20 protein-coding genes are annotated in these 21,550 nt (G+C 33.0%); 3 read left to right on the forward strand and 17 right to left on the reverse strand.

Features of this window, described 5'->3' with window-relative positions; all coding sequences use genetic code 11:
* Positions 1 to 124: 124 nt before the first annotated feature.
* The 17 genes from FF52_RS00985 to FF52_RS01065 all read right to left on the reverse strand — a co-directional run bounded on the left by FF52_RS00985 (position 125) and on the right by FF52_RS01065 (position 19,144).
* Positions 125 to 1,267, reverse strand: a complete 1,143-nt coding sequence (locus tag FF52_RS00985; RefSeq protein WP_008462209.1) for an FAD-dependent oxidoreductase — start codon at positions 1,265 to 1,267, stop codon at positions 125 to 127.
* A gap of 91 nt (positions 1,268 to 1,358) precedes the next feature.
* Entirely contained in the window at positions 1,359 to 1,949 is a 591-nt protein-coding gene (locus tag FF52_RS00990; protein WP_008462210.1) for a TetR/AcrR family transcriptional regulator, read from the reverse strand.
* A 286-nt stretch (positions 1,950 to 2,235) separates the two neighbouring features.
* The gene (locus tag FF52_RS00995; protein WP_008462211.1) at positions 2,236 to 3,120 is read right to left on the reverse strand and encodes a L,D-transpeptidase; all 885 of its coding nucleotides are present in this window, start codon (positions 3,118 to 3,120) and stop codon (positions 2,236 to 2,238) included.
* 248 nt (positions 3,121 to 3,368) lie between these two features.
* Positions 3,369 to 4,859 carry a S41 family peptidase gene (locus FF52_RS01000; protein ID WP_008462212.1) on the reverse strand — a complete coding sequence of 497 codons (1,491 nt, stop codon included), beginning with the start codon at positions 4,857 to 4,859 and terminating at the stop codon, positions 3,369 to 3,371.
* A gap of 39 nt (positions 4,860 to 4,898) precedes the next feature.
* Positions 4,899 to 5,483, reverse strand: a complete 585-nt coding sequence (locus FF52_RS01005) for an NUDIX domain-containing protein (RefSeq protein WP_008462213.1) — start codon at positions 5,481 to 5,483, stop codon at positions 4,899 to 4,901.
* 50 nt (positions 5,484 to 5,533) lie between these two features.
* Complete coding sequence (locus FF52_RS01010; RefSeq protein WP_008462214.1) at positions 5,534 to 6,805, reverse strand: adenylosuccinate synthase; 1,272 nt, start codon at positions 6,803 to 6,805, stop codon at positions 5,534 to 5,536.
* Between the two features lie 96 nt (positions 6,806 to 6,901).
* Positions 6,902 to 7,366 carry a Fur family transcriptional regulator gene (locus tag FF52_RS01015; RefSeq protein WP_008462215.1) on the reverse strand — a complete coding sequence of 155 codons (465 nt, stop codon included), beginning with the start codon at positions 7,364 to 7,366 and terminating at the stop codon, positions 6,902 to 6,904.
* An 88-nt stretch (positions 7,367 to 7,454) separates the two neighbouring features.
* Positions 7,455 to 9,674, reverse strand: coding sequence for a RelA/SpoT family protein (locus tag FF52_RS01020; RefSeq protein WP_008462217.1), 2,220 nt, complete (start codon positions 9,672 to 9,674; stop codon positions 7,455 to 7,457).
* 240 nt (positions 9,675 to 9,914) lie between these two features.
* The gene (locus FF52_RS01025) at positions 9,915 to 10,703 is read right to left on the reverse strand and encodes a TrmH family RNA methyltransferase (RefSeq protein WP_008462218.1); all 789 of its coding nucleotides are present in this window, start codon (positions 10,701 to 10,703) and stop codon (positions 9,915 to 9,917) included.
* A 138-nt stretch (positions 10,704 to 10,841) separates the two neighbouring features.
* Complete coding sequence (locus FF52_RS01030; RefSeq protein ID WP_008462220.1) at positions 10,842 to 11,927, reverse strand: phosphoglyceromutase; 1,086 nt, start codon at positions 11,925 to 11,927, stop codon at positions 10,842 to 10,844.
* A 119-nt stretch (positions 11,928 to 12,046) separates the two neighbouring features.
* Complete coding sequence (locus FF52_RS01035; RefSeq protein WP_035690549.1) at positions 12,047 to 13,378, reverse strand: DUF58 domain-containing protein; 1,332 nt, start codon at positions 13,376 to 13,378, stop codon at positions 12,047 to 12,049.
* 21 nt (positions 13,379 to 13,399) lie between these two features.
* Positions 13,400 to 14,011: a hypothetical protein gene (locus FF52_RS01040; RefSeq protein WP_008462223.1), complete on the reverse strand. Its 612-nt coding sequence runs from the start codon at positions 14,009 to 14,011 to the stop codon at positions 13,400 to 13,402.
* Positions 14,012 to 14,198: 187 nt separating this feature from the next.
* Positions 14,199 to 15,212, reverse strand: coding sequence for an AAA family ATPase (locus FF52_RS01045; RefSeq protein ID WP_008462225.1), 1,014 nt, complete (start codon positions 15,210 to 15,212; stop codon positions 14,199 to 14,201).
* 37 nt (positions 15,213 to 15,249) lie between these two features.
* A complete protein-coding gene (locus tag FF52_RS01050) occupies positions 15,250 to 16,452 on the reverse strand; it encodes a DUF4350 domain-containing protein (protein ID WP_008462227.1) in 1,203 nt (400 codons plus the stop codon).
* Positions 16,445 to 17,218: a DUF4129 domain-containing protein gene (locus tag FF52_RS01055; protein ID WP_008462228.1), complete on the reverse strand. Its 774-nt coding sequence runs from the start codon at positions 17,216 to 17,218 to the stop codon at positions 16,445 to 16,447. Before FF52_RS01055 ends, FF52_RS01050 begins: the two co-directional genes overlap by 8 nt.
* A complete protein-coding gene (locus FF52_RS01060; RefSeq protein WP_008462229.1) occupies positions 17,211 to 18,167 on the reverse strand; it encodes a hypothetical protein in 957 nt (318 codons plus the stop codon). Before FF52_RS01060 ends, FF52_RS01055 begins: the two co-directional genes overlap by 8 nt.
* Positions 18,167 to 19,144 carry a stage II sporulation protein M gene (locus tag FF52_RS01065; protein ID WP_008462230.1) on the reverse strand — a complete coding sequence of 326 codons (978 nt, stop codon included), beginning with the start codon at positions 19,142 to 19,144 and terminating at the stop codon, positions 18,167 to 18,169. Before FF52_RS01065 ends, FF52_RS01060 begins: the two co-directional genes overlap by 1 nt.
* Before the next feature lie 20 nt (positions 19,145 to 19,164).
* Here FF52_RS01065 and FF52_RS01070 point away from each other — a divergent pair, with 20 nt between their 5' ends.
* From FF52_RS01070 to FF52_RS01080, 3 genes are all read left to right on the forward strand, one after another.
* Entirely contained in the window at positions 19,165 to 19,908 is a 744-nt protein-coding gene (locus FF52_RS01070) for an RDD family protein (RefSeq protein WP_008462231.1), read from the forward strand.
* A gap of 108 nt (positions 19,909 to 20,016) precedes the next feature.
* Entirely contained in the window at positions 20,017 to 20,862 is an 846-nt protein-coding gene (locus FF52_RS01075) for a hypothetical protein (RefSeq protein WP_008462232.1), read from the forward strand.
* Positions 20,863 to 20,947: 85 nt separating this feature from the next.
* The gene (locus FF52_RS01080; protein ID WP_008462233.1) at positions 20,948 to 21,550 is read left to right on the forward strand and encodes a trimeric intracellular cation channel family protein; all 603 of its coding nucleotides are present in this window, start codon (positions 20,948 to 20,950) and stop codon (positions 21,548 to 21,550) included.

Here is a 21,550-nt window from a genome sequence, read left to right on the forward strand (position 1 = left end):
CTCTCTTCGTTCGAAATGACAAGATTGTGTTATGTCTTTGTCGAATCCTTCGTGTGATTCTTCGTTCTTCAGAATGATAAACGTTATATAGAAGAACTTATATCACTTACATGGTGAAAAAAAATCACATACCACGACTACTCAAAATATCTTCAGCAACGATATCAGAATGCAGTAAATCTTCCATTTTCTTTGTCATGCGCTGTGCTTCTAATGCATAACCGAACATTTTTTTCTCGTAATCGGCGATTGCTTCATCAATAGTTTCAAATTTTCCGTTGGTTAAATTTTCCGTTAGATGAAAAGCATCAAACAATCCCATATTTACGCCTTCGCCAGCAAATGGAGGCATTAAGTGAGCTGCGTCGCCAACAAGCGTAATGTTTGAATGTTCTTTCCAAGGTTCTTCCAAAGAAAATAAACGCAATGGCAAACCAGAAAATTCAGTCGAAGCAGCAAAGAATTTTTTGTAATCATCGTTCCAATTTTTAAAAGTTTCATTTAAAAAAGCAATCACAGATTTATCATCTTCAAAGTTGATTCCGTGATTTGAAATCCAATCTTCATCTGCTTTAAATGAAACTCCGAAATGCACAGAACCATCGCGCATGGTATGCGTATAAAACATTTTGTGTTCGCCCATTGCCATCACATTTCCGTTTCCGTATTTCGGCTTAAACTCAGGATAATCTTGATCAGGATTTACAATTTCTCCCTGAATTATGTAGGTTCCAGAAAGCTGAGGTTCTTGATCGCTTACAAATTTTCTAGCGTTAGATCGTCCGCCATTGGCAACAATCACAAAATCAGCAGTTGTTTTTGTGCCGTTTTTAAATTCTAAAACATATTGATTTTCTGTTTTTTCGATATTAACTAGTTGACTATCCCAAATAACTGTACCTTCTTTGAGGTTATCCAGCATAATTTTTCTAAGATCATTTCGGTCAATTTCTGGACGCGAAAAAGCATTGGTTTCATCTGGCATTTCATCAGAAGTAATGTTTCCGTCCATATCAGCTATTTTTTCTCCAGTTGGTCGAGCATATTTGTAGAATTCATCCATTAAACTTGCCTTCTGAATGGCAAACTGGCCAGAATCTGAGTGAATATCAAGAGTTCCGCCCGAAGTTCTAGCTTGAGCATTTATATCTCTTTCGTAAACTGTGACATCAGCATCATTAATTTGAAGAATTCTAGCTGTAGTCAATCCAACTGGACCGCCGCCAATAATGGCAATTTTTTTATTTTCTATAATTGAAGTTTTCATTTTTTTTTTGAAATTAATATTGTAATTGTTCTGCAACTTAGCACAGAGTGATAAAGTATTTAGAATTTGGAGTTTGGAATTTAGAATTTATTTAAGGAGTCAGCGCCTTTAAAACCAGATTAAAAGCTTCATTTTTAATTTCTTCTTTAAGAACAAAAGATTTTCCAGACATTGATTTTCCGTCTCTGTGAAATTCTAAAAGAGAATAAAGCGAACCGTAAGCAATGCTCCAAAAGACTTCATAAGGAACAGAGATAAGTTCTTTTCTCTCAATTGCCGACAGCATAAATTCAGTCATCATTTGTTTGTATTCTCCCGTCACTTCTTGTATGATTGCATCACCATATGTAGAATGCCTTAACAGTTCAAAACAGTTAGCCTGTAGCGTAAAATTTTGGTTGAAATAAATACGATTTTCCCATTGATTTCGTAATCCGTCTCTGAAAGACATATTTGTAGAGAAGCCATCAAACATCTTTTCAAAGAAATTTTGGCCAATTTCGATTCCAATTTTGCGAATCAAATCTTCCTTGTCTGAATAATAAATATAAAGTGTAGCAACAGATATTCCGCATTCTTTTGCCAAACGATTCATTCCAAAGCCTTCTATGCCTTGGTTTACGATCATTTCTATTGCTTTTTGCTTTACAATTTCTTCTTTATTAATATCTCTTGTTCTCATAATTCTAATTAATTATGGTACAAAGATATAAATAATAAATGAACGATCGCTTATTTATGAATTGTTTTTTTGATTTGCTAAGATTCTAAGCTTCTAAGTTTTTGTTTATAGTTTGGTTTTAGAGTAATTGATTTGTAGAAGCCAAATTTGTCTTGAATTGCCTCCAGCTTTAGCTGGAGGTTCATAATGGTTAAGTGTTGGGCTTTAGCCAAATATTTACATTTGGTATTGACAAGAATAAAAAAAATCAGCTGAAATAAAGCTGATTTTTATATTGAGAGTATATTTATATTGTTTTTGTAGGCTCGGCTTCTCTTAGATTTTGATTTTCTAAAATCTCTTTTAAAAACGGTTTTACCTGATTTTCAATTTCAGATTCTGGAATATTTAGAGCTTCCGGATCTGATGCTAATTTTAGCCAAGGTTTTGGCCCGTCAAAATCATAACTTCCAAAAACTACAACTGGAGTTCCTTTTACTTTTACATTTTCCTTGTCTTTTAGAATCCATTCGTCAGCAAAAGTGTAAAGATATTTGGCATCTTTTTCTAATAATCTCAAACAAGAATGAGAAGCAGGATATCCTGGCAAATCGTATTGATGAAAGCCAACTCCTAGTTTATTTTCAATATTAAAGTTCCATTTTAGTTCCCACTCATCGTTAAATGTACTGGTTGTTTTTTCTGCTTTCCAATTAGTGAAAAATAATCCGGTAGGAGTAGGATCTTTTTTTCTTCCCATATTGGTTGGACCCGTACGCATCAATTCACCGTTTTCGTAAGCGGCAAAGCTCTGCGTAGGATAAGAAAAAAGGATAATTTTTGAAACTTCTTCTAATGCAGAAACGTGTAATGGAAATGGAAGATAATAAACCAAATCTCCGCTAAAATCTGCTGGAATTACAACAGAATCCAGTTTTTTAAAATTGGCTTTATCTGTTCTGTTTAAAGCGTAAACAATATCCATTTTAGAACTGTCAGCTTCATTTAGTTTCAGCCATTCTTTTGTATTTGTAATTTGATAAGAAACTGTTTCTGGCTTTTTATATTCAATTACTTTCTTTTTCTCTTTTTTATTTTCAGTCAATGTTATAGTATCGGTTTTTTTACAAGAACCTAATAAGACTAACATTAAAATCAGTAGGGCGTTTGCTGTGTAATATAACTTTTTCATAGGTTGGTATTTTTATGAATATAAAGTTATACATCTGATAGCTGAAAAGGGTTACATAATTTTTTGAATTGGTTTCGGGATTTTCATTTAGAAATTTCAAATAGCTCATTTTTCTTCTGAAGTGTTGGTAATATAGCTATTGTTTTTAGAAAAATTAAAAGTTAAGTGATTTATAATCAGAATTTTGTTTGAGTATTCAGGAATTTTAAATTGTGTTCCGATGAAAAAAATTTCCGAAAATATTCAATTTATTCCTCAATCAATTTCAAGGTATATTCCAATTGCGTATCTCTGTTTTTCATAAAATCTTCAAAAGTCTGCTTCACTTCACAATCTGGAATTATGCCTCTTCCAAAAATCTGATTGGGCTTTTTAGGAACATCTTGTTCTAAATTTACAATCGAAAATTGTGTTTTAATTTTGGTATTGGGCAATTCATATTCAATAGGGGTGTGGCCGTTGTGTCCAAAATAGCCGCCCATGGTTTCTTCTCCAATAACAATTGCTTTAGTGTTTCCTGCAACTAATGCAGCAAATAGTGATCCAGCGGAAGCAATTCTTGGACTTATTAATAAATAAATCTGACCTTTAAAACTGTTTTTCTCAGGCTGTAATAATGGGTTGAAATTTTCGTCTTGAATGTATTTTCCATTTTCCAACTTTGGAAATTCTTCTTTCAATTCATCTTCAAAATCCTTTTTTTCTTCCTGTTTTTTCTGCGGTTCAGTTTCTTCATAAACTAAATATTCAGAAAAAGGAACTTCTTGAAAATTGACATAAGCAGATGCATTTTCGCGAAACGGTTTTTCTGCTAAATAAGAAAAAGTAACAATGTCGTTAGGATCTGTTCCACCACCATTATTTCTTACATCGACAATTAAATTCTTTATCTGATTGTTTTTTGAAAGATAATTAAAACAGCTATCTAAATATTTTTTGTAAGCCAAATGTTCTTTGTGTTTTGCATTTCGGCCAATTACAAAAGTATGGACAGAAAGTAAAGCTGTATTATTGGAAATAATTTTAAAAGAATATTTATCCTTTGCACGGTTGTATGGTAAACTATCAATGGGAAGTGAATGGCGATTTTTGAAATTCTCTTTTCGAATTTCGTTTGAAACAGCTGAAACTGTTTTTTTTAATCTTTTGGTTTGATTTGGAAGCGAATATTCTACTGTAAATCTCTTTTGCGGACCATATTCCATTTCAAAATATTTGGCAAAAGAACTCCCAATTCCAATTGATTTCCCTGTGATGTTATAACCGTCTGTTGTGTAATATTTGTAGACAGTTGACAGTAGTTTTGAAGTCTCGATTCCGTTAATGCTATAAATTTGAGAGCCCAACGGAATTTTAGAATTTTGAAAATTAACAACCAGCTGATCATTAATAAGTTTTACAGGAAAAGGAAAGAAAACATTTCCTGACGAATATTTCTTTTCAAAATCTTCAGGAAGTGTAGTGTCGTTATGCAGACTTCCTTCAAAATCGGTAATCTGCAAAACTATTTTATAAAATTCTATAAGGCTTTTGGGCGTATTGATCTGCGAAAAAGCCCAAGAATAAATACTGTCAATCTGCTGTTTTGTTCTGTATTTATAAAGTCCAGAATTGGCTTTTTCTCTTATTTCTTTAAAAATGGTTAAATCTTGCTTGAGTTTTTCTGCTGGCCATTTTTCGTTTTGAGAAAAAGCGAAAAGCGGTAAAAAGAAAACCAGAGCTATTTTGAATTTGAGCATTTTAGATTTTTTGATTCATCTAAAATACTCAAAAAACTTTTAAATCAAGCCTTTAATTTTTGCATGCTGCAAAAGCATAATAGTTTTAGCATCAGTGATTTCTCCAGATTCAATCATAGCGTAAGCCTCATCAAAAGTATATTCTAAAACTTCGATGTTTTCTTGTTCTGCGTCAAGTCCACCACCAGAACTTACTTTCATGCTTTCGTCATATTCGCCAACAAATAAATACAAAATCTCTGTTACGGAACCTGGTGACATATACGTTTCAATAACTTTTTGAACTTTTTTTAATCGATAGCCTGTTTCTTCTTCTGTCTCACGAATTATAGCTTGTTCTGCATTGTCTTTGTCCAAAAGACCGGCGCAAACTTCAATCATCATTCCCGTTTTATTTCCGTTAAGATAAGTTGGCAAACGAAACTGACGCGTTAGAATAACTGTCTTTTTTGCTGAATTATATAGTAAAATTCCAGCACCATTTCCGCGGTCATAAACTTCACGAATATGTGATTCTACTTTTTCATTTTCTTTTTTATAGTTAAAAGTAACTTTGTTTAATATATACCAATTGTCGGATAACAATTTGGTTTCTGTGATCTCAATTTCTGGATTTTTTCTCATGTCGGTAATAGTCAAAAAAAACGCTCTGATTATCAGAGCGTTTAAATGTATTATTTTGTTATTGTTTGTTTTCTATCTGGTCCAACCGATACGATTTTGATTGGCACTTCGATTTCTTTTTCAATAAACTCAATATATTCTTTTAGCTCAATTGGCAATTGATCGTAAGTTGTCAATCCTGTTAAATCTTGCTTCCATCCTTTAAACTCTTTGTAAATTGGAGTAACATTTTCTGGTTCAATGTTATAAGGGAAGTGTGAAATGTTTTGTCCTTTGTAGTTGTACTCTGTGCAAACTTTCAAAGTTTCGAAACCAGAAAGAACGTCACCTTTCATCATCATTAACTGAGTAACTCCGTTAACTTGAACTGCATATTTTAAAGCAACAAGATCTAACCATCCGCAACGTCTTTGTCTTCCTGTTACAGAACCAAATTCGTTACCTACTTTTGCCATTGTAGCGCCAACTTCGTCAAAAAGTTCAGTTGGGAAAGGTCCGCTACCAACACGTGTAACGTAAGCCTTGAAAATTCCGTAAACCTCTTTGATTTTGTTAGGAGCAATTCCTAGACCTGTACAAGCTCCAGCAGCAGTAGTGTTTGATGAAGTTACGAAAGGATAAGTTCCGAAATCAACATCTAATAAAGATCCTTGAGCTCCTTCGCAAAGAATAGATTTTCCAGCTTTTTGAGCTTGATGCATGTATTCTTCACTGTCGATGAAATCTAATTTTTTCAATTCTTCAATAGCTTCAAAGAATTCTTTTTCTAATTCAGCTAAATTGTATTGGATGTTAACATCATAAAAAGCAATCATAGCTTCGTGTTTGTCAGCCAAAGCTCTGTAACGCTCTTTAAAATCTTCTAATTCAATATCTCCAACACGTAAACCATTTCTACCCGTTTTGTCCATGTAAGTCGGTCCAATTCCTTTAAGAGTAGAACCAATTTTCGCTTTCCCTTTAGAAGCTTCAGAAGCAGCATCTAATAAACGGTGAGTTGGTAAAATTAAGTGTGCTTTTCTCGAAATGATTAATTTGCTTTTGATATCAAGGTTGAATTTTTCTAAACCTTCAATTTCTTTTTGAAAAACTACAGGATCAATTACAACACCATTTCCGATAACATTTACTGAGTTTTTATGAAAAATTCCAGAAGGGATTGTTCTAAGTACGTGTTTAATTCCGTCAAATTCTAATGTATGTCCTGCATTTGGTCCTCCTTGAAAACGTGCAATAATATCATAATTTGAGGTAAGTACGTCTACAATTTTTCCTTTACCTTCATCTCCCCATTGTAATCCTAGTAATAAATCTACGGTCATTCTGTTTTAATTTGCGTTGGGACAATCAAAGTTGTCCTACTGATTATGTAGTTAATTTTCTTTTTTTATTTTTTTGAAAAAGTCTAATTGAATAGACTATGAATTTGAATTTTGCTTTTTGTTTCCGTAGAAATAAAGCGAATGATTTGTAATTTCGATATCAAAAATTTCTTCGATAGTCTTTTTGATGGTTTGAATTCTTGGATCACAAAATTCAATTACTTCTCCCGAATCTGTCATAATGATGTGATCATGCTGTTTATCAAAATATGATTTTTCGTAGTAAGCCTGATTTTGTCCAAATTGATGTTTTCTAACCAAAGCGCAGTCCAACAATAACTCAATCGTGTTGTATAAAGTAGCTCTACTCACACGATAGTTTTTGTTTTTCATTTTGATATAAAGGTTTTCGATATCAAAATGCTCCTCGCTATCGTAAATTTCCTGAAGTATAGCATAACGCTCAGGAGTTTTGCGATGCCCTTTTTGTTCAAGATATAGTGTAAAAACATTTTTTACAATTTCTTGATTCTTAGTGTTGTCAGTTGAAATAAGTGTCATATCCGGCAAAGATAATTTTTTATTTTTAATGAATAAAAGTTTCGGGTTTAAAGTTTCGTTACAAAATTCTTATAGTTTCCCTAAAAAGTTAGGTTCTGTACTCTCTAGTAACCTTATCGACCCCGTCAATTTTCTTAATGGCATTGATCATTTTCTTCAAAATGGTATTGTTTTTTACAATTACCGCAATCTGACCGTGGAAAATTCCGGCGTCTGTACTCAAAGAAATACTTTGAATATTAACGCTCATATTATTCGAAATTACTCGTGTAAGTTGGTTGGTAAGTCCTAAAACATCCATTCCTGTAATATTGATAATGGCTTTGAATTCCTCTTGTGAAGAATCGATCCATTTGGCACTCATGATTCTGTAAGCATAGTTAGACTGCATTCCAATTGCATTCGGACAGTCTTTTTTATGCACTTTGATTCCTTCGTTAATAGTTACAAAACCAAAAACGTCATCACCTGGAATAGGGTTACAGCATTGCGAAAGTTTGTAGTCTAACTTGTCATGTTCAGTCCCAAAAACCAGCATGTCATAATTACTGCTGATGACTGGCTTATGAATATCTTCGGCTGCAGTATCTTTATTTCGTTTAATTTTATTTTTGAAGAAATTGATAAACGAATTGCTTTTTTGTGCCGCATAATCTTTTAACTGCTGATTTTCGATCGCACCAATTCCAACTCTATAAAATAAATCTAAACTTGTTTTTAGTTTGAAAAAGTTTACAAGTTCATTAGTTACCTGTTCGTTAAAAGTAACTTTTAAATGTTTTAATTTTCTAACCAGTAATTCTTTTCCTTCTTCTGCAATTTTTTTGGTGTTCTCGTTCAGAACGTTTTTGATTTTATTTTTAGCTCTCGAAGTTGTTACGTATTCCAACCAGTTTACCGTTGGTTTCTGGTTTGGAGAAGTAATTACTTCGACCTGATCACCGCTTTTTAGTTCATAATTCAAGGGGACTAAACGCCCGTTTACACGAGTTCCGCGAGTTTTAATTCCAATTTCAGAGTGAATACTGAAAGCAAAATCAAGAGAAGTGGCGCCTTTTGGCAACGATTTAATTTCTCCTTTTGGAGTAAAGACGAAGATTTCTTTAGAATACAAATTCATTTTAAAATCTTCCACAAAATCAACTGCATTGGTTTCTGGGTTTTCTAAAGCTTCACGTAGTAAGTTTAGCCATGTGTCCAAACCGCTTTCTTCTGTTGCTCCATTTTTATATTTGTAATGAGCTGCGTAACCTTTTTCGGCGATTTCGTCCATACGCTCGCTTCGCACCTGAACTTCAACCCAACGTCCTTTTGGCCCCATAACGGTAATGTGAAGGGCTTCATAACCAGTTGATTTTGGAGATGAAATCCAGTCACGCAAACGGCTCGGACTCGGTCTATAATGGTCTGTTACGATAGAGTAGATTTTCCAAGCTATGAATTTTTCTTCATGCGGATCGGCTTTGTACACAATTCTAAGTGCGAACTTATCATAAACTTCATCAAATGTTACGTTTTGCGCACGCATTTTTCGACGAATAGAATAAATCGATTTTGGTCGGCCTTTGATGATATAATCTATGCCTTCGTTGTCTAAAGATTTCTTCAAAACCTCCGAAATGTCTTTGATATATGCGTCCTGCTGTTCTTTAGTTTCGCGAATTTTGCTTACAATGTCATCATAGACTGCAGGCTCAGTATATTTTAATCCTAAATCCTCCAATTTGGTTTTAATGTTATAAAGTCCCAAACGGTGGGCTAGAGGAGCATAAATGTATAAAGTTTCAGATGCGATTTTGGTCTGTTTGTATTCCGCCATCGAATCCATTGTCTGCATATTATGCAAACGGTCAGCTAGTTTTATTAAAATTACACGAACATCATCATTCAGGGTCAGAATCATTTTTCTGAAATTCTCAGCCTGCATCGAAGCATTCAAATCTTTTTGAACTAATGAGATTTTCGTAAGTCCTTCAACCAGCTGTGCCACTTTAGGATTAAACAAACGCTCAATGTCTTCAACGGTCATTGGCGTATCTTCTACAACATCGTGAAGTAAAGCCGCGGCGATAGAGGTCGCTCCCAGACCAATTTCTGAGGCAACAATTTTTGCAACTGCAATAGGATGAAAGATATAAGCTTCGCCCGATTTACGTCTCTGCTCTTTGTGTGCATCGACGGCAACATCAAATGCTTTTCTAATTAATTTTTTGTCTGCTGGGGTTAAAGTTTGGTAACTTATTCGAAGTAATTCCTTGTATTCCTGCGCAATAGCTTTATTTTCTTTTTCGATATCTATTTCTGTCATAACGGCATAGTTCAAGTACTAAAAATAAGAATTAGTTTGAACATACACAAGATTTTAGATTGTTGATTTTAGAGTGCAGATTTTAGATTTTCCATGTAGGAATAAGGCTTCGACTCGTCTCAGCCTGACATTGAAGCAGTCATTTTTTTGATTAAAAATTAAAGATTAAAAATTAGAAGTTTAAGACTTTTAATTTGAACCTCAGAACCTTTGCATCTCTGTTCCTTTACACCTTTTAAATTAGAATCCTCTTTGTCTTTTTGCTTCAAAAATTAAGATAGCGGCAGCGACAGAAACATTCATGCTGTCAATTTCTCCCTGCATTGGAATAATGATATTTTGTGTTGCTTCGTCACGCCATTCTTGCGTTAAACCAGTTGCTTCTGTGCCCACAACTAAAGCGGTTGGAGTGGTAAAATTCTGGGTATGATATGAAGTTGAATTTTGTAAAGTGGCACTGTAGAAATTGATCTTTTTTTCTTTCAAAAAAGCAATAATTTCTGCTGTTGTTCCAGTTGCAATCTGATTCGTAAAAAGGCAACCAACACTCGAACGGACAATATTTGGATTGTATAAATCGCTTTTTGGATTGGCGATCAAAACTGCGTCTAAATTGGCAGCATCGGCAGTTCGTAAAACAGCACCAATATTTCCAGGTTTTTCTAAAGATTCTACAACCAAAATTAATGGATTATCAGATAGTTTTAAATCAGATAATTTTAAGGATTTGGTTTTAGCAACGGCTAAAATACCTTCTGTAGTGTCGCGATAGGCCAGTTTTTGGTAAACTTCCTTGTTGATTTCGATAATCTGAAAAGGAGCTTGGATTAATTTATTGATTTCTGATTCTGAAACTAATTCTGGTAAAAATAAAACCGTTTCAATTTCGTAACCGCCTTTTATGGCTAATGAAATTTCGCGCTGTCCTTCAATCAAGAATGTTCCGGTTTGTTTTCTGGCCTTGGCTTTTTCTTGAAGTAAAACCAAAGATTTGATAAACGGATTTTGAACTGAAGTTATTTGTTTCATTTTTTTTGAGATGCTAAGTTTCTAAGGCGCTAAGGTACTGAGTTTTTTTCTTCTCGCAATAATTTAAAATAGCCACGAATTCACGAATTATTTGGTTTCATAATCAAAATAAAATTCGTGAATTCGTGGCTATAAAAACTATTTCTCAAAAACTTCTTTAATCTCAGTTTCTACAGGATGATCGGTTTTGAAATCATATCCCATCAATTTTGCTAAAGTTTGAGCAAATTGTTTTTGATAGAATTGAGATTGTGTTGTTATTTCGCCTTTTGGAGCGATTTCAGGTCCCATTGCGACAAACCAAATTTCTGAAGCTCCAGGAACATCAGAACCGTGATCTGTCCATTGCGATTTTACTTTGTCGCCGCGTCCGTGATCTACGGTTATGAATAAAGTAGTTTTGTTCTTGTATTGTGGATCATTTTGAACAAAATTCCAGATTTCCTGAATCCATTTGTCAACTTGATTGGCTGCGTCCAAATACGAACGGTATTGCCCATGATGTGCCCACTCGTCGGTTTCTCCGTATGCAATATAAAGCACTTTTGGCTTTTTATTTTTTAGTTCATCTAAAGCTTGATAATGCGTAAAAACATCTAGGCATTCATCCATATGAAATGGTTTATATGAATTGTCACGCATTTCATTTAATAAGTGCTGAGCTGCTGTTGGTTTATTTCCGCCTACCTTGTCAAAGGCTGAAATTACAGGAAATCCGCTTCTTTCTTCATTTAAAATTCGATCAAAAGCGTCCCATGCGCCAAAAGCGGCAACTTTGCCTTTTAATTTAGATTGCTGATTTAAAAATTCTAAAACATTTACATTTGGATTGGCTTTGTAACCGTTTGAGTTGACTTTTAAATCTACATTTCCAGTCATGATTTCGCTATAACCAGGATAACTAAACCAGTACGGATTGGCAACATCAACTTTATTTCCTAAATCTCGATTTCCATAAATCTGACCTTTAGAAGCAATTTCAGACCAGAAAAAAGGCATTAGTTTTTTACGCGCTTCTTTTATGTCGGAATTGCTATATTTTTTATAAATGTAAGCACTGTCTCCCTGATTGAATTTTTTGTCATTGGCAATTGCAGGATCAATTCCTTTAAAAACTTCCTGCCATCTAAAACCATCTGTTGTAATGATGATGATATTTTCTGTTTTTTGCGCTTGAGATTGAATGCCTAATAATACGAACAGAATTAGAATTGTTTTTTTCATTTTTATCTGTTTTAAGTTGGTGTACTTAGATTGTTATTTTCTTTCAAAACTAATTTAATAATGGAGATAATAGTAAAGCCAATCTGTAAAATAACCATAAGTTAACAGATTAAGCAAGACTATAAAATTCCTCTCGATTTAATCTCCAAATATTTATTAATGGCGTCAAGCGTAAGATTTTCTGGCTGCGTTAAGACAGAATGGATTCCATATTTCTTCAATTCGTTTACGATTAGGCGTTTTTCGAACATGAATTTTTCGGCAATTACTTTGTCATAAACTTCCTGAATTGTAGTGGTTTTTTTATTGATGATGCTGTTCAATTCTGTATTGCTAAAGAAAACTACAACCAATAAATGGCTTTTGGCAATTCCTTTTAAATAAGGTAATTGACGATTTAAACCGTCCATGGTTTCAAAATTGGTGTACAGAATTATTAAACTTCTCTGATTGATGTTTTTCTTAATGTCAACATACAATCTGCTGTAATCACTTTCGAAGAAATCGGTTTTTACATTGTACAAAGTTTCTAGGATTTTTTGCATTTGCGAACCTCTTCTTTCGGCGAAAACTCTGTTTTCTACTTTTTTAGAAAAAGAAAAAAGTCCTGCTTTATCTTGTTTTTTCAGAATGACATTGGATAAAACCAAAGCCGAATTAATTGCATAATCCAATAAACTTAATCCGTCAAAAGGCATTTGCATAACGCGTCCTTTATCGATTGCCATATAAACAGATTGCGATTTTTCGTCTTGAAACTGATTGACCATAAGCGAATTTCTTTTGGCTGTAGCTTTCCAGTTTAAAGTTCGCAAATCGTCGCCTTGAACATATTCTTTAATTTGCTCAAATTCCATTGTATGACCGATTCGTCGTATTTTTTTGATTCCGTATTGAAATAAATTATTCGAAAAAGCAATCAAATCGTATTTTCTTAACTGAATATAAGAAGGGTAGGTCGGAACCATTTGATCTTTATCAAAAATAAATCTTCTGGAAATGAGTCTTAATGGAGATGAAACATAAATGTTTAGAGAACCAAAATGGTATTCTCCGCGTTCTGTCGGGCGAAGATCATAACCAATTTCTTTTTGCGTCGCAGCTTTTATTGTTTTTACAATTTTGAAATCTCGAACCTGAAATTGAAACGGAATTTCATCAATAATTTTAACCGAAACGGGAAAAGTATAATGGTTTTTTAAATTAATTTTTATCGGATTTAAATCACCATTTGATAATTTTTCTGGCGTAATTCTTTCAGCTTCGAGTCCTGTTCTTGCCAAGTATAAAAGCAAAATGTCAAGCCCTAAAAAAGTAACTAAACCCAAAACAAGCAGCCACACAGCATTATACATATTCGGAAAAATAAAAGCGCAGACAAACAATCCTATAATGCCAATAAGTACATAGAAAAAGAAATTATTCAGATATAGACTTTTTATGAATTTCAAGTTTTCTTAGTTTTATATTTTCTAATAAATTTTAGTGAAATCATTAAAATCAAAGCCTTCGAGAGATGCTATTTTCCAAATCCCGTTTTCTTTAATTGTTTTCACTTTATATTTAAAATCACCTTTCCACGACCAAGTCCAATCAAAAGAAGCTTTATCGTTTTCAATCTTCAAGTGATTAATCGTCATTGTTTTCCAAAAATTTTCTGGATTATCTTGGCAATTGCACCACGGATTGGAATCATTCCCGAAAGGAGGTAATTCCCCTTCAAACCATTCTATTTTTTTAGTTTTAAGATTAGAATCTATTCTTAAAGCAATTTTATTATAATTGTCTAAAAATTGCTGCGAAAAGAAATTGGTCTTTTTCAGTTCTTCCAATCTTTTTTTATGTGCATTTAGATCTAAACCAATGTATTTGTCTCCTTTTTTGTTTGCAATCGGATTGAAATCATTGTTGCTATTTTTAGTTTCTACCCATTCGTACAATTTCTTAACTAAAATTTCAATTTCCTGTTTGTCATTTTTGAAATAAAAAGAATCTTTTTTATTTCTTAAAAAAGCCGCATTTGATGGCTGAAAAACAGTCAACAATAGCAGAGAGAATAATATAAGAAGTTTAGACGGTTTCAATGTTTTTTGTTTTTATTGTTTCAAGTTTCAGGTTTCAGGTTTCAAGTTTTGTTCTTCTTTGTCGCTCAGGGTGACAATTGCGATGTGAAAAGTTTCAGGTTTCAAGTTGTTCTTTTTTGTCAGGCTGAGCGAAGTCGAAGCCTTTTACGTTTTCCACCATTAACCATTTACAATTCACCATTAATAATTATCTTGGAATTTCGACTGTTTCAATAATCTGTTTGATAATTTCTGGACTTGAAATACCTTCCATTTCGCGTTCTGGAGCAACAATTACACGGTGCTGTAAAACTGGAATTGCGGCTTCTTTAATATCTTCTGGCGTTACGAAATCACGTCCGCGGATTGCGGCAAAACCTTTTGCAGCATTCAAAATCGCGATAGAAGCACGAGGAGAAGCTCCTAAATATAAAAAGGCATTTTCGCGTGTATTTACTACAATTCGAGCAATGTATTCTAATAAGTTTTGTTCGACTCTAATTTGTTTTACTAAACCTTGATATTCTTTAATTTCCTCAGCAGAAAGTATAGTTTGAATCGCATCTAATTTTCCGTGATCTTGCAACGAATGTTCTCTTTGGATAATTAAAATCTCTTCGTTCAATTTCGGATAATCAATTGTAATTTTAAAAAGGAAACGGTCCAATTGCGCTTCTGGCAAACGATAAGTTCCTTCTTGTTCTATAGGATTCTGAGTTGCAATTACTAAAAACGGCGCTTCCAATTGATAAGCAGAACCATCAATAGTAATCTGGCGTTCTTCCATTACTTCAAAAAGTGCAGCTTGTGTTTTTGCTGGAGCACGGTTGATTTCATCAATTAAAATCAAATTAGAAAAAATGGGCCCTTTTTTAAACTCAAATTCTGAATTTTTCAGATTGAAAATAGAAGTTCCTAAAATATCAGAAGGCATTAAATCGGGTGTAAATTGGATTCTGCTGAAACCAATATTTAAAGTTTTAGCCAATAATTTTGCCGTAATGGTTTTGGCAACTCCAGGAACACCTTCTAAAAGTACGTGACCGTTTGACAAAATAGCAACCAAAAGCTGATCTACCATTTTTTGCTGTCCTACGATTACGGTTTCGATTTCTTTTTTAATCGTATTTACGTGATCTAAAAGCGGTCCTAAATTAATTCTTGTTTCAAAATTCACATTTTCATTTGTGATTTCGTTTGATGTTGCATTGATATCGTCCATAATTTGGTCTGTTTCTTTTTAAATTTCGTTTAGAATTTTAATGTAAAATCTTTTCTATTGCTGTATTTATTTTAATCAAATCTTCTTCAAGACTTCCGTGATAACTATTTCGATGGTCATTGATTAACTGAACCACATCACGGATATCTTTTTCATCTTTTCCTGTTTTATAATGTAACTTGGTTATAAAATCGTCATCAAGTTTGCTGGTATCAAGCAGATAATCGGTTCTGATTTTTTCTAAAAAGTAAATAATCTTTTTATCAATAATATTGGTGTGATCGCCTTCTTGATAATATAAATTTCCAATTGTTTTGGTAAAATCAACAGTTAGATTCTGCAATGGTTTTATGATCGGAACAATTCGCTGTTTGCGTTTTGCATTAAAAATCATAAAAATAAGAATTCCGATTAAGCCTAAATACCAAGCCGATTTTAAAGCGGGCTGACTCCAAATGTAACGCATTGGAGAGCTTGAAATTCTTTTATCGTTTAAAGTTTTATTATACCAAAAAACATTTCCTTTCGGAATATAAGACAGAACGTTTTCTGCATATTGATAATAATCTTTTTTCAGCAGATTGTAATTGGTAAAAGCCACTGGCTGCGTATGCAGATAGAGATAACCATTTTTATAAGGAACTTCAATAAAGTTGACTTGTTTTTTGTTTTTACTGCTAATTTGATACCCTAAAACCTTTGTATTTAAAGTGTCTATTTTAGAAAAATAATCACTCAATCCAGTATTAAAAGTATATTTTTTTGCGCCAGCTTTTTTGTTTGCCATCCAAACCGAAATGCTGTCATTGGGCATGAAATCGGTTTTTAATTCAATTTTCAAAGAATCTAACAATACTTTCGGAAACACTTTCATGCTCAAAAAAGCATTATTTCCGTGAGAAACAAAATATAGAATTTCTTTCATGGATTGCTGGTCAATATTATCGACTTCAGAAATATTCATAAAAGTACCTTTAACTTTATAGGTTTGTACATTTTCTCTAGCATCATATTGAGAATCCAAATATTCATAAGGAGTCTGCGTCGAAATTCTTTCTACTTTCTGTTTAAAAAGACCATCCGCTTCTTGGTCGAAAACGTACAATCCAAATGGAATTTTATCTTCAACAGAATACGTTGGGGTCCAATCAATAGGTTTTGGCTGCCCTTTGTCTACGAGTAATGTTATTCCGAAAATTAGAACCAGAATAGCAATGTATATTTTAACTTTATTATCCATTGCCAAAGGTTTTTAATGCTTTTTTAAATCTGTTTTCAGTCTTTCTAAATGTTGCATCATCAATTTCAAATTCACCATACCAAATATAATTGTACAAATAAGAAAGATAAGTAAACTCTTCTTTGTGAGCAGGATTATGCAACTCGTACAAATAATCCGAATTGGTTTTTTCGATATCCCATTCAATATAATGATACTGTGCCATTACTTTCAAAAGCCATAAATAATAATATCGCACGGCAATTCTTTTTTCGCCAGCTTCGATGCTTTCTTTAATAAGTTTTTCAAAATCTAAAAGATGAATATTTTTTTCGGCATCAGAATAAAACAAAGCTCTTTTGTCGGCATTCTTTCCAAAAATCCACATTCCTTCTCGTTTGATTAATGCCTTGACAATAAAGTATATTAAAAGTATAACAACCAGAACGGCAATTATTCTAAACAAAATTGAAATAAAGTTTAGAGATGATTTTACACTTCCGAAATTAAACAAATTGGCAATTTGTCTAGCGAGCCAATGCTTAAAATGATCCCACCAGCTTTTTTCGGGTTCTTTGTATTCGTAAACAAAGTCCTTATTTGTATATTTTTTCTTGAAATCCTTTTCAAAATGTCGGGCTTCTACAGATCCAGAGTCTACCTTGATATCTTTTTCGGTATACTTAATTCCAATAATTTTTGGAGGATCTTCTTCAACCAGAGTATCTTGAGCATAGAAAGGGCTCAGACAGAAAAGAAAATATAAAATAATAACAAACCTATTCATTTGTAGTATCTCCGATTAAATCAATTGATTTCGATTCTTGTTTGTCTCCTGACTCTAAACTATAATAAATCATGCCCTGATTCACTATAATAATGTTGTTAAAAATGTTACCAAGAACAATTAGTACAATTACAACAATTGTTATAAAGCCGATCAATAATGGTGAAGGTTCTACAGTATTTGTGTTGTCTGAAGCAGAATTTCCAATTAAGTACGCTAAAGCGATAAACATACCTACAAAATATAAACACATTGTGATGGCAAACTGAACAAACTGCATTATCATCATAATAATGAAAGTTGTTCCAATTGTATTCCAAAAATCTACTTTCATTAAATAGTAGGCGTGTTTTAGAGATTCAAAAAAACGTTTTTCTTCTGTCAAATAACTGTAAAAATGAAGATTTAAAAAGGTGAACAACGCTGGTAGCGCAATCATTAGCAGTGGAATTCCGATAATAATGAAGCACAGAAAAAACAAGATGATTAAGGCAATTATTAAAACCGGAAAAACTAAAAACAAATAGCCTATGCTGAATTTTATTAATTTAAAAAGAACTTTAAAGAAACTTGCCGAGAGATCATTCACTTCAAGATCTTCTTGGCCAGCAGCAATCAATTTTAAATATAAAACCGGATAAGCATAATTAAACAAGGACATGATAAAGAATAAAAAAACGCAGATAAATATCAATGCAACGACTAATCCTTCATTATGATTGAAGTATTCAAGAAGATCGCTTTTTAATTGATTATTTTCAAGACCAGATTCTTGGATGTGTTCAAAATTGACTTTAAGGAGCGTATAAATTACTATGGCAAAAAGAAGTAAAAATGCTCCATTTGTAATAAAAAATATCTTGAAAAAGTTCTTTCCGTAATTTTTGAAAAAAGTAAAAGTATCGCCAAGATTATCACCTAATTGTCTTTTTCTGTAAAGCTCGAACATTATAAATGAATTGGTTTTGAAGTTATTTTTTTGTGTACAATAAAAGGGTATATCAAGTAGTAAAATGAAATTATTGCCAGTGTCAATAAAATAATAAAACTGCTTAGCCAGTTGGGCATATCGATAGAATATCGTGTAATAAAACCTTCTAAAAATCCTGCACTTATGGTGAAAGGAAAAGTGCTTAAGAATATTTTAAAACTGTTTTTGAAACCGATTTTAAAAGAATTTAGCCTAGAAAAAGTTTTAGGAAATAGGATAGAAGCACCTAAAATAAATCCAGCTGTAGTCTCGATTACGATGGCAAAAATCTCCATAGAACCATGAATCCAGATACCTCGAACGCTTTTCCAAAAAACGCCTTGTTCGTAGAAAAAATATTGAAAAGAACCGAGCATAATACAGTTTTGAAGAAAAACATTAAAAGTTCCGATTCCTGCAAAAATTCCGTAGAAATAACATCTTGCGCCTACAAAAAGGTTATTGACTGTAATGCCAATAAAACTTCCCCAATTGCTGCCTGAACCATAGACGGCCATCGGATTGCCTTTTTTGATGTTTTCTAAAGTCATATTTACATATTCGTCACCTAAAATGAGACGCACAAAATCACGATCATAACGAGCAGAAAGAACTCCGATAGAAACGGTGACAAAAAATAAAGCAAATGCATAAACCAGATACCTTCTGTATTCGTAAACCAACAAAGGAACTTCGATTTTAAAGAAATCTACAAGTCGATTCTGATCGGTGCGTTTGGTTTTGTAAATTTTTTGATAAATCTGAGAAGCGAGATGATTGAGATACACAACCGTTTTACTTTTAGGATAATACGTTTGAGCATACGACAAATCATTCATCATTTGAATGTACAAATTAGCTAATTCATCAGGATTTTTTTTAGCTTTACCAAAAATTGCCAGCTCAAACTCGAGCCATTTTTCTCTGTTTTGTTTTATAAAGGCGATTTCTCTCATTGTAGGCTAAAATATGAAATATGTCAGAATTATCTATTAATACGACACAAAATGTTAAAATAAATTTTATCGCTGCTTCTGTAGGCGAAAGACTAGGTGCGTTTTTTATCGATTTATTTATTATAATCTGTTATATAACAGCACTTTCGATAGTTCTTTTTGACTGGCTGCAGCTCGATAGATTAATGGTTAATTTGGACGGCTGGTCGCGCGGAGCGATTTTTTTATTATTGTATTCTCCCGTTATAGTTTATTCGTTGGTTTTAGAAAGTGTTTTTGAAGGACAGTCGCTTGGGAAAAAATTATTGAAAATTAAAGTGGTTAAAATTGATGGTTATCAAGCAGGTTTTGGAGACTATTTAATTCGCTGGTTTTTTAGAGTAATAGACTTTTTTACTTTTTTCGGACTTCCGGGTCTTATCACGGTTATTACGAGCCAGAAATCACAACGATTGGGAGATATGGCGGCAGGTACGGCGGTAATTACTTTGAAGAATAAAATTAATATTAGTCATACTATTCTCGAAGATATTGGCGAATCTTATGTGCCAACGTATCCTTTGGTAATAAAGCTTTCAGATAACGATATGCGTATCATTAAAGAAACCTTTCAAAAGGCGGCGGCTAAAAACGATCATGAAGTTATTTACAAACTGGCTGCTAAAATTGAAAGCGTAACAGGAATTAAAAATCAATCTGGAAATAACAGCGATTTTATTAGAGTAATTTTAAAAGATTACAATTTCTATACACAAAACATGTAATTTTTTTTCTTTGAAGGATTGTTGGATTTTTCTGATTTTTGCTGATAATTTTTTAAAATTTCTTCGTAAATTTATATATAGATAATTAATTCATAAATTTCCAAACAAATGAAAATTACAAAGCCTTTTCTTGTATTACTAGTACTATTGTCTGCTTTTGTGAGTTTTGCCCAAAGCGGAAAAAAATTAGATAAAATTATAAAAAGAGATTATCAGATAATTGAATGTACGGTTTTAAAAATGTCTGATAAAACAGTAGAATATTCACTTCCAGGCGAGACCGTTCAGATTTCGCTAGACGTTTCTCAGATTGCCAAAATCGATTTTGCAAGCGGAAGATCGCAAACCTTTGATGTTTCTCCAAACACTAGCAGTGCTGATCAAAGTACAAATATTGCAAGCGCTGAGATGAAACGTAATACAATTGCCGTATTGCCAATTCCGTATGTAAATGCAGATAATCAGCAAGGTTCTGAAGATATGGCAAAATTTGCTCAAAACGATTTGTACAACAAATTGTTAGATAAATCTTCAAACATTTTTCCGCTAACAGTTCAGGATTTAAGAACAACAAATAGTTTGTTGCACAAAGCTGGAATCGACCATAATAACATTGACGAAACGCCAATAGAAGATCTTGAAAAAATATTAGGAGTTGATAACATTGTGGCCGCAAAAGTTTCATACACAATTGGAACCGGTACTACAGCTACCACATATAACAGCGGAAATGCAAAAGTGAGCGACAACAACAAAAAAGTAACCACAAATGATATTTCTACAACAACCGCAAACAATCAGACGTATTACTATTATACGGTCTATTTTGACATGTATAGAAATACAGATAAAATCTATTCACAAACCCGTAAGCCTTTGCTGGCAGTAAAAGACGGTTGGATGGATTCTATTTCTTATTTATTAAAAAGAAGTCCGATTTACGTGAAAAAATAAGAAACGTTTATGAGTAAGAGTTGTTAAGATTATTCGGTACAACTTTGTAACTTTGACCCTTTGCATCTTTGTAACTCAAAAAAAAATGTTTCACTTACTTGATATTATTGGGACAATGGCGTTTGCAATGTCAGGTGCCTTGACCGCAATGCACAAAAAACTAGATCCGTTTGGGGTTTTTATCATTGCATTTGTAACTGCCGTTGGAGGCGGAACACTTCGCGATGTCTTAATCGGAAGAACTCCTGTGGGCTGGATGCGTGACATGCAATATGTGTATGTGATCATTTTAGGATTTTTTCTAGCGATTCTTTTTAGAAAAAGTTTCGATAAGCTTCGAACTTCATTGTTTCTTTTTGATACAATCGGGCTCGGAGTTTTTACTTTAATTGGTTTGGAAAGAGGAATTTTAACTGGACTTCATCCCGCAATTTGTATAGCATTAGGAACCATGACAGCTTGTTTTGGAGGCGTAATTCGAGATATTTTGTGCAACGAAATTCCAAACGTTTTTAGAGAAGAAATCTATGCCACAATCTGTATTTTTGGCGGAATGGTATTTTTTGGATTGCGAAAACTAAATTTAAACGACGACATTTTATATTTAGTTACCTCGCTTGTGATTATTGTGATTAGATTAATGGCAGTAAAATATAAATGGCATTTAAAAGCATTTGATCATAAATAG

The sequence above is a fragment of the Flavobacterium sp. F52 genome, from assembly GCF_000278705.1.
Lineage (GTDB): Bacteria > Bacteroidota > Bacteroidia > Flavobacteriales > Flavobacteriaceae > Flavobacterium > Flavobacterium anhuiense.

Excerpts from the sequence above, each read along its gene's own strand:
- FF52_RS00985 (WP_008462209.1), bottom strand. The coding sequence starts at position 1,267 with ATGAAAACTTCAATTATAGAAAATAAAAAAATTGCCATTATTGGCGGC.
- FF52_RS00990 (WP_008462210.1), bottom strand. The coding sequence starts at position 1,949 with ATGAGAACAAGAGATATTAATAAAGAAGAAATTGTAAAGCAAAAAGCA.
- FF52_RS00995 (WP_008462211.1), bottom strand. The coding sequence starts at position 3,120 with ATGAAAAAGTTATATTACACAGCAAACGCCCTACTGATTTTAATGTTA.
- FF52_RS01000 (WP_008462212.1), bottom strand. The coding sequence starts at position 4,859 with ATGCTCAAATTCAAAATAGCTCTGGTTTTCTTTTTACCGCTTTTCGCT.
- FF52_RS01005 (WP_008462213.1), bottom strand. The coding sequence starts at position 5,483 with ATGAGAAAAAATCCAGAAATTGAGATCACAGAAACCAAATTGTTATCC.
- FF52_RS01010 (WP_008462214.1), bottom strand. The coding sequence starts at position 6,805 with ATGACCGTAGATTTATTACTAGGATTACAATGGGGAGATGAAGGTAAA.
- FF52_RS01015 (WP_008462215.1), bottom strand. The coding sequence starts at position 7,366 with ATGACACTTATTTCAACTGACAACACTAAGAATCAAGAAATTGTAAAA.
- FF52_RS01020 (WP_008462217.1), bottom strand. The coding sequence starts at position 9,674 with ATGACAGAAATAGATATCGAAAAAGAAAATAAAGCTATTGCGCAGGAA.
- FF52_RS01025 (WP_008462218.1), bottom strand. The coding sequence starts at position 10,703 with ATGAAACAAATAACTTCAGTTCAAAATCCGTTTATCAAATCTTTGGTT.
- FF52_RS01030 (WP_008462220.1), bottom strand. The coding sequence starts at position 11,927 with ATGAAAAAAACAATTCTAATTCTGTTCGTATTATTAGGCATTCAATCT.
- FF52_RS01045 (WP_008462225.1), bottom strand. The coding sequence starts at position 15,212 with ATGGACGATATCAATGCAACATCAAACGAAATCACAAATGAAAATGTG.
- FF52_RS01050 (WP_008462227.1), bottom strand. The coding sequence starts at position 16,452 with ATGGATAATAAAGTTAAAATATACATTGCTATTCTGGTTCTAATTTTC.
- FF52_RS01055 (WP_008462228.1), bottom strand. The coding sequence starts at position 17,218 with ATGAATAGGTTTGTTATTATTTTATATTTTCTTTTCTGTCTGAGCCCT.
- FF52_RS01060 (WP_008462229.1), bottom strand. The coding sequence starts at position 18,167 with ATGTTCGAGCTTTACAGAAAAAGACAATTAGGTGATAATCTTGGCGAT.
- FF52_RS01065 (WP_008462230.1), bottom strand. The coding sequence starts at position 19,144 with ATGAGAGAAATCGCCTTTATAAAACAAAACAGAGAAAAATGGCTCGAG.
- FF52_RS01070 (WP_008462231.1), top strand. The coding sequence starts at position 19,165 with ATGTCAGAATTATCTATTAATACGACACAAAATGTTAAAATAAATTTT.
- FF52_RS01075 (WP_008462232.1), top strand. The coding sequence starts at position 20,017 with ATGAAAATTACAAAGCCTTTTCTTGTATTACTAGTACTATTGTCTGCT.
- FF52_RS01080 (WP_008462233.1), top strand. The coding sequence starts at position 20,948 with ATGTTTCACTTACTTGATATTATTGGGACAATGGCGTTTGCAATGTCA.